The 7,938-nt window shown below is 36.0% G+C and carries 7 protein-coding genes; 3 read left to right on the plus strand and 4 right to left on the minus strand.

The features are described 5' to 3' along the window. The 3 genes from D6734_09370 to D6734_09380 form a co-directional block, all read left to right on the plus strand. Positions 1–2,377: DNA internalization-related competence protein ComEC/Rec2 (locus tag D6734_09370; GenBank protein ID RMF93739.1), on the plus strand; the 2,377-nt coding region annotated here is incomplete at its 5' end. A gap of 32 nt (positions 2,378–2,409) precedes the next feature. Further along, positions 2,410–3,255: an MBL fold metallo-hydrolase gene (locus tag D6734_09375; GenBank protein RMF93740.1), complete on the plus strand. Its 846-nt coding sequence runs from the start codon at positions 2,410–2,412 to the stop codon at positions 3,253–3,255. Positions 3,256–3,260: 5 nt separating this feature from the next. Further along, positions 3,261–4,010 carry an NAD-dependent deacylase gene (locus D6734_09380; GenBank protein RMF93741.1) on the plus strand — a complete coding sequence of 250 codons (750 nt, stop codon included), beginning with the start codon at positions 3,261–3,263 and terminating at the stop codon, positions 4,008–4,010. 29 nt (positions 4,011–4,039) lie between these two features. Here the strand turns inward: D6734_09380 and D6734_09385 are convergent, their stop codons facing one another. The 4 genes from D6734_09385 to D6734_09400 all read right to left on the minus strand — a co-directional run bounded on the left by D6734_09385 (position 4,040) and on the right by D6734_09400 (position 7,825). After that, a complete protein-coding gene (locus D6734_09385) occupies positions 4,040–4,795 on the minus strand; it encodes a slipin family protein (GenBank protein ID RMF93742.1) in 756 nt (251 codons plus the stop codon). Positions 4,796–4,798: 3 nt separating this feature from the next. Further along, on the minus strand, positions 4,799–6,109 hold the full coding sequence (locus D6734_09390) for a nodulation protein NfeD (GenBank protein ID RMF93743.1): 1,311 nt from the start codon (positions 6,107–6,109) through the stop codon (positions 4,799–4,801). Positions 6,110–6,191: 82 nt separating this feature from the next. After that, positions 6,192–7,169, minus strand: coding sequence for a glycosyltransferase (locus D6734_09395; GenBank protein ID RMF93744.1), 978 nt, complete (start codon positions 7,167–7,169; stop codon positions 6,192–6,194). Positions 7,170–7,258: 89 nt separating this feature from the next. Further along, positions 7,259–7,825: a hypothetical protein gene (locus tag D6734_09400; GenBank protein ID RMF93745.1), complete on the minus strand. Its 567-nt coding sequence runs from the start codon at positions 7,823–7,825 to the stop codon at positions 7,259–7,261. Positions 7,826–7,938 lie beyond the last annotated feature (113 nt).

The raw sequence follows: 7,938 nt of genomic DNA on the forward strand, positions 1-7,938 counted from the left end.
AAAAGATGAGATGTTTATGAGATATCCAATTTTGTTGATTTTGATTCCTTTCATTTGCGGTATTATATTTTGTGCATTCACTTTGTCTAAGATTAGTATATTTATTCTTTCACTTTTCCTGATTTTAGTCTTTCTCATTTTCTCTTTTTTTTTTGATCGAATTCTTTTTTTAAAATTTCTTTCAATAGCTCTTTCTTTCTACACAGGTATTTTTGCATTTTATCTTGATAACAAAAGGACAACTTTAATTGGTGCAACAGATATTATTCCGCCAGATTCAATAATTGCAGTGACAGGTGAAGTCGTCTCAATTCCTGAAATAAAAAAGGGGAAGACATCATTTATCTTGATGCCGGAAAAAATAAGGTTAGGGCCTAAATATTATACAAGATCAGGTAAAATAAAGGTTTATGTAAAAGATGTTATCGATGATATCGATTATGGAGAGATAGTTCAGCTAACTGGCAAAGTTTTACCAGTTAGGAGTTTTAAAAATTTCAATACCTTCGATTATGAAGAGTTTTTGAAGGATAAGGGAATAGAACTCAATCTTTATGTACAGAGCAGTCTATTTGTCAAACGCACATTTAAGAAAAAGTTTTCCTTTTCAGCAATCGTCTCTTCAATCCGTGAAGAATGGATAAAAGTAATAAGAAGCAATCTTTCGTCTCCTTATTCGGATTTGTGCGCAGGGATTCTTTTGGGAGCAAGAAATCTAATTCCGGAAAATATAAAAAATAGCTTTATCAAATCAGGGACATATCATCTTTTTGCCATATCAGGATTTCATATTGGAATTGTAAGCGTTTTTATTTTTTATCTCTTTAGACTACTTCGATTTGACAGAAAGAAGTCCTCAGCTTTGTCGATTCTTTTTGTGATTCTTTATTCATTTGTTGCAGGTATGGGAAATTCCGTTTTAAGGGCTATGATTATGGCAATCTGTTTCTTTGTTTCAATAATAATCGAGCGCGAAAGGGACCTAAACAATTCTTTGTTCATTGCTCTTTTTATTCTCCTTTTGATTAATCCATCAGGACTCTTTGATGCTGGCCTGCTTTTAACTTTTCTTGCTGCATTTTCAATAATAAACACAGCGCCTTTTTTCTATGAAAAATTGTCCTTTGTTCCCTTCAAATACTTTCGAGGATTGATAGCAGGCACGATATCTGCACAGATTGGGATAATTCCTGTCTTGGCATATTTCTTTAATTACCTTTCGCCTATTGGAGTAATTTCAAACATTATTTCTGTCCCCATAGCGTCTGCATCATTCATTTGGGGACTGGTATGCTTTTTTTCAGCTTTTTTGTCGATGAAAATTGGAAGCATTTTCTTCGGCTTACAGGAATTGTTCCTCTATCTTCTTTTTACAATCGTAGATTATTTTTCATCATTTAAATTTTCTTACATAAACATCAAAAGCCCGAATTTTGTTTCAATATTTCTATATTATCTTATTTTTTCATCTCTCTTCTTGCGGGGATTTAAAAAAATAAAATCTGTTCTCGTCCCTTTATCAATCTTTTTATTGGTTTCAGCTACTATTTATGCAAATGCCGGTTTTATAAAACCGAATCGCTTGACTGCAACTTTTTTAGATGTCGGAGAAGGTGAAGCCGCAGTATTTGAAACACCAAATGGAAGAGCATTCCTTGTTGATACAGGTGGAACATTCGACAATAGTTTTGATATTGGTGAGAAGGTTGTTGCCTCTGCATTATTGAAAAACGGAATTTCCAGACTTGACGCTGTTTTCATAACACATCCCCATCCTGACCATATTAATGGCTTGATTTCTTTGATGAATAAATTGAGAATTAGCCAAATTTATATGTGCGGATGTTTTTCAGAGAAGGAGTATTTAGTTATTAGGGATATTAAGAGGGAAGCAAAAAAACTTGGCATTCCAGTTTCAGAGATATTGAGCGGATTTGAAAAAGATTTTGATAATGTAAAGGTTAAAGTTATATTTCCTAAGAAAAGAGATTGTGATGAAAAAGTTTCAAATATCAATAATCTTTCATTGGTAATGTTTGTAAATTATCTCGATAAAAAAATACTTCTTACAGGAGATATTGAGAGAGATGCCATAGAAAAAATACTTTCAAGAAATGATGATATTTCTGCTGACATAATCAAGGTGCCGCATCATGGGGGAAAATCATCGGCAATTAAAAAGTTTTATGCAAGAAGCGGCGCAAAGTATGCCATAATTTCTGCAGGATATAAAAACAACTTCAACCATCCTTCGCAGGAAATTATCGAAATTCTCGATTCTTTGAAGATGAAGTTCTTTAGGACAGATTTGGACGGGGCAATTAGAGTTAGTATAGACAATTCAGGAATTCATATTTGCACTTTTAATAAAAAGTGATTTAAAAGAATATCTAAAATTTTTTTCAGGAGATGTATATGCAGATTGGAAATTTGGAAGTTGAACTTTTGTGCGCTGGATATTTCAGTCTCGATGGGGGTGCAAGTTTTGGGATTATTCCGAAAGCCGTATGGCAAAAAGTCTGTGAGGCGGATGAAGAAAATAGAATCAGAGTTGCCTGCAGATCACTTTTGATTAAAACAGAAAAGAAGAATATTTTAGTAGATACAGGAATGGGAGAAAAGTGGGATGATAAATTTATAGAAATGTATGCCATTGACAACAGTAGTTCATTGTCATCATCTCTTTCAAATTTAGGTATGAAAGTTGAGGATATAGATATTGTTGTAAATACACATCTTCACTTTGACCATTGCGGAGGAAATACGATTGATAATTCAGGAGAGATCGATCCTGCATTTCCGAATGCAAGGTATGTGATTCAGAAAGGGGAGTGGGATTGGGCATTAAATCCTGATGAGCGGTCAGCCGGCAGTTATCTTGATGAAAATTATCAGCCATTGATGCAAAACTTTGGTATGGTTGATTTAGTTGAAGGGAATTTTAAAATTTGTGACGAAGTTGAGCTGATTATTACGGAGGGGCATACAAAGTATCATCAATCTGTACTTGTGAGTGCAGGTGAGGAGAGAGTTTTCTTCCCCGGTGATCTGGTGCCTACCTCGATGCATGTTCATCTTCCGTGGATTATGGCTTATGATTTGTTTCCATATGATTCGATACAGACGAGAAAAAAAATATTCAAAAGAGCAATAAACGAAAATTGGATTATTGCTTTGGAACATGATCCCGTATATGAATTTGGAAGAATAAGGATTGAGAAGGGCAAGTTCATTTTCGTACCTGAGGAGAGATAATGTAAATGAAAAGTGAAGATATGACAAAGATTGAAGAGTTTTTGAAAAAAGCAGAATCCATTGTCGTGCTTACGGGTGCAGGAATATCTGCTGAGAGCGGTGTTCCTACTTTTCGCGGAGAAGATGGATTGTGGAAAAACTATAGGGCAGAGGAACTTGCAACTCCGTATGCCTTTGAAAAAAACCCTTCTCTTGTATGGGAGTGGTATAACTGGCGGCGGGAGTTGATAGCACCCTTGAAGCCAAACGATGGGCATTTAGCCATAGCTCAACTGGAGAGGCTCTTTGAAGATTTCTTGCTGATAACACAGAATATCGACGGTATTCATCAACAGGCAGGAAGCAAAAAGATGTTGGAACTTCATGGGAATATTTGGAAAGTTAGATGTACAAGGGAGGGAAGGGTATTCGAACTGAAGGATACACCGCTAAAGGATATCCCTCCCCGATGTGATTGCGGCGCTCTTTTACGGCCTCATGTTGTTTGGTTTGGAGAATCGCTGGAAAAAGATATTATGGACAAATCTGTCTATGCTATTGAAAGGTGCGATCTCTTTTTTTCTGTCGGCACATCGGCAGTCGTTCAGCCGGCAGCCTCATTTGCATTGATGGCAAAACAGAGAGGAGCATTTGTCGTTGAAGTCAATCTTGATCCCACTCCTATTTCAAATTCTGTAGATATATCTCTCCTTGGCAAAGCCGGAGAGATACTTCCTGAAATAGTAGATTTGGCTAAAAAGTTAAAAAAGAATTGAAATCTTCTTCTATTTTCATCTTGATGTAACTATTCTTTTTCTTTCTTTCCTCCAAATAGACCTGAGAGCAGATCGATTGGTATTGGCATAATAGTTGATGAATTATTGTGTGCAGCTGATAACTCCACAAGAGTCTGTAAATATCTGAGTTGAAGGGCAAGAGGCGATTCTTCTATCATTTTGGCTGCGCTAACCAATTTTTCTGCTGCTTGATATTCGCCTTCTGAATTGATGACTTTTGCTCGTCTTTCTCTTTCCGCCTCTGCCTGTTTAGCCATTGCTCTCTGCATCTCTTGTGGAAGGTCGATATGTTTTACTTCTACAGAAGATACCTTTATTCCCCAGCTGTCTGTCTGCTTATCGAGGATTGTTTGAAGCTCATGGTTTATTTTATCTCTGTGTGACAAAAGTTCATCAAGCTCTGATTGTCCTAAAACGCTCCTTAATGTCGTTTGGGCAAGCTGAGATGTAGCATAGAGATAGTTTTCTACTTCCACTACTGCTTGATTGGGGTCCATAACTCTGAAATAAACAACTGCATTAACCTTAATCGAAACATTATCCTTCGTGATTACATCCTGTGGTGGAACATCCATTGTTACAACACGAAGGTCGATTTTCCTCATTGAATCGATAATAGGAAAAACAAGAATTATCCCCGGTCCCTTTGCACCAATCAGACGCCCAAGTCGAAAGATTACTCCTCTTTCGTATTCGTTGAGGATTTTGATTGACATAAGAATGTAAAGAACAATCAAGAAAATAAAGATTCCTGCACTTGGCATAATTTATTCCTCCCCTTCATTGATTTTTCTTACTTTAAAAACCATTCCTTCTCTACCTATTATTTTAACGGTTTCTCCTTTTGCAATTTTTTCATCGCTTTTTGCATTCCATAATTCACCATGTATATATATCTTTCCTTCTTTAAGGATGTCTGTTTCCGCCACTGCATTATTTCCAATCATTCCTTCAAATCCTGTTTTAACTTTTGCTCTGTGCGCTTTTATCACAGCCCCAAGAAGAAATACAAAAACAGCAGCAAATGACATAGCAACAGGTATGATGATTTTTAATGAAACCTGAAGGAATGGATAAGGCGTATCGATGAGCATCATAGAGCCTAATATAAATGATATAATTCCGCCGGTTGTTAAAAGCCCATAGCTTGCCACATATAATTCAAGGACGAATAGAAAAATCCCAAAGACAATCAGTGCAAGTCCAGCATAGTTGATGGGAAGCGTCTGAAGGCCATAAAAAGCGAGAATTAGACTTATTACACCTACTACTCCGGGGAATATGAGACCCGGGCTTTTCAGCTCAAAGAATAATCCGAGCATACCTATTGTCATCAAAAGATATGCAATATTGGGATTAGATATGACATCAAAGAATTTCTGCCTGTAGTTCATTTCGATGCGATTTATTTCTGCGCCTGCCGTTTTTAATGTGACTTCTCTATCCTTGACTTTTACCTTTTTGCCATTAATTTTCTCTAAAAGGTCATTTAAATCCCGGCAGATCAAATCAATGATATTTTTCTTGAGTGCTTCATCGGCTGTTATCGAAACACTTTCTCTTACAGCTTTTTCAGCCCATTCGACATTGCGGTTTTTTTCTTTTGCAATCCCTTTTATGTATGCAGCCATATCATTTTCTATTTTTTTAAACATAGTTGATTTTTCATCTTGTTCTCCTTGAATAGTTACCGGATGTGCCGCACCAATATGTGTCCCCGGTGCCATTGCCGCTATATGGCTTGCAATCGTGATAAAAGTACCTGCAGATGCCGCGCGAGCCCCTGAAGGAGTTACAAAGACGATTACAGGAACATCAGCCGCCAACATTTTTTTTACAATTATTCTCGTAGATTCTACGAGCCCACCCGGTGTATCGAGTTCCATAATGAGGCACTCTGAACCGTCCTTTTCAGCCCTATTGATTGATTGAACTATGAAATCGGCTGAAACAGGATTAATGATTCCGTCTATTGTTATAATGTCGACCTGCTCTGCCTGAGAATCAGAAATGGATACTATAAAAAGGCAGATTACTAAAACCAAGAGAATCTTAAAAATTCTACCAAAGAAAGTCATACAAAAATAATAGCATAATTTTAAAAATTAGCCATATTAAGATTTTTAGATTGGAATTTATTTTCTCAGAGAGGAAGATTTTTCAGTCCGCTCTTTCATTGAGATTGCTGTTGACGATTTTTTTAATTCTATATATTGGCTGTTTTTGAGATTCAAAATAGGTGCGAGTCTGCATTTCAGCCAGTATGCCTAAACTTAGAAGCTGAATTCCTGCAAGAATCAATAGCACACCGAGGATAAGAAGAGGCCTTTTTGCCAATTCTATTCCATATAGAAATTTCTGAAGCGTGAGATAAGCCGAAATGAGAAATCCTAATAAAAAGGAAATGAGTCCAACCCTTCCAAAGATATGAAGAGGACGTGTTTTGTATCGTCTTAAAAAACTGACCGTTAAGAGATCGAATAATACGCGCCATGTTCGTGATAGATTATATTTGCTTTTGCCAAATTGTCGTGGATGGTGATTGACTGGTATTTCAGTTATTTTTGCTCCTTCGAAAGCTGCAAGTGCAGGAATGAATCTGTGAAGGTCTCCATATAAAGATACATCCTGTATGATTTCCTTTTTATATGCTTTCAAAGTACAGCCATAATCATGAAGCTTTACCCCAGTGGCTATGCCAATAATCCAGTTGGCTATTGCAGAAGGAAGATTTCTTGTCAGCGGATTGTCCTTTCTATTTTTTCTCCAACCGCTGACAACATCGTAACCCTCATCTATCTTCTCCAAGAGTAAAGGGATGTCTGCAGGGTCGTTTTGCAAGTCGCTATCGAGGGTGATAATGACATTTCCTTTTGAATAATCAAAACCGGCTGAAATGGCAGCAGTTTGGCCAAAATTTTTCCTAAACTGGATCAATGTGAAATTATTTCTCGATAAACATTCTTTTTGTAAAATTTCACTACTGCCGTCCGTTGAACCATCATCTACGAAGATAACTTCACATTTTTTCCTTATTTTTTCGATGGCGGCTTCTATTTTTTTTATTAGAGGCGCAATATTATCTGCTTCATTATAGACCGGTATTACTATGGACAATTCAATTTCTTCACTATTCATTTTATCAAGATAAAAATTGATTAGTTAGAAAATTTCAATCTTAGGATATATTAAAGAGGAGAAAAAATCCATAAATTACTTTTGGGCTGTTACATAGTTGCAAATTTATTTTTTAAAGGAATTGCTCTAAAATTTCTTGTGTAATTTTTTAGATAACTGCTTTTGGCGAATTTGTAAAACCAGGACAATTGTTCATCTGAAATTTTATTTGAAAGAATTGTTTCCTTTATTGATTCATCTATTGGTTTTCTTTCGATTAGATAGTGGTAGAGAAGTTCAAATGTGCCGCTTCTTCCTTTCCCCGAGCGGCAATGTATAAGGATAGGCTGGTTTTTTGACTTACTAATGAAACTTATAAAGTCTAAAACTTGTTTTACACTGGGAGGAGTTCGGTCTTTGACTTTAATATGTAGATAGTTGAATCCCAATAGCTTGAGCAAAAACGAATTGTCATCTCTGTCATCTCTTAAATTTATTATGGACTTTATCCCTTCTTTTTTGAGTAATAGAAATCCCAACAAATCAGGTTGTGATGAACGATATATCACTTTATACTTTATAGGATAAAATTTAGAGAGATGATTTCCTGTCAAGGAAACTGTAATTGTAGTAAGAAAAACTATTCCAAATAATAGGATGCAATATTTTTTACACATTGGTATTCTCCTCTTATATTCGACTGATGCAATTTTTGTGCCAGAAAAGATTTTTTTTATGAGTCAGCTAACTTGTTGAAATCAAAGGAAATCCGAACTATGAAGACAAATGT

The sequence above is a fragment of the Candidatus Schekmanbacteria bacterium genome, assembly GCA_003695725.1.
In the GTDB taxonomy this organism is placed as follows: Bacteria; Schekmanbacteria; GWA2-38-11; order GWA2-38-11; family J061; genus J061.

Excerpts from the sequence above, each read along its gene's own strand:
- D6734_09375 (RMF93740.1), top strand. The coding sequence starts at position 2,410 with ATGTATATGCAGATTGGAAATTTGGAAGTTGAACTTTTGTGCGCTGGA.
- D6734_09380 (RMF93741.1), top strand. The coding sequence starts at position 3,261 with ATGAAAAGTGAAGATATGACAAAGATTGAAGAGTTTTTGAAAAAAGCA.
- D6734_09385 (RMF93742.1), bottom strand. The coding sequence starts at position 4,795 with ATGCCAAGTGCAGGAATCTTTATTTTCTTGATTGTTCTTTACATTCTT.
- D6734_09390 (RMF93743.1), bottom strand. The coding sequence starts at position 6,109 with ATGACTTTCTTTGGTAGAATTTTTAAGATTCTCTTGGTTTTAGTAATC.
- D6734_09395 (RMF93744.1), bottom strand. The coding sequence starts at position 7,169 with ATGAATAGTGAAGAAATTGAATTGTCCATAGTAATACCGGTCTATAAT.
- D6734_09400 (RMF93745.1), bottom strand. The coding sequence starts at position 7,825 with ATGTGTAAAAAATATTGCATCCTATTATTTGGAATAGTTTTTCTTACT.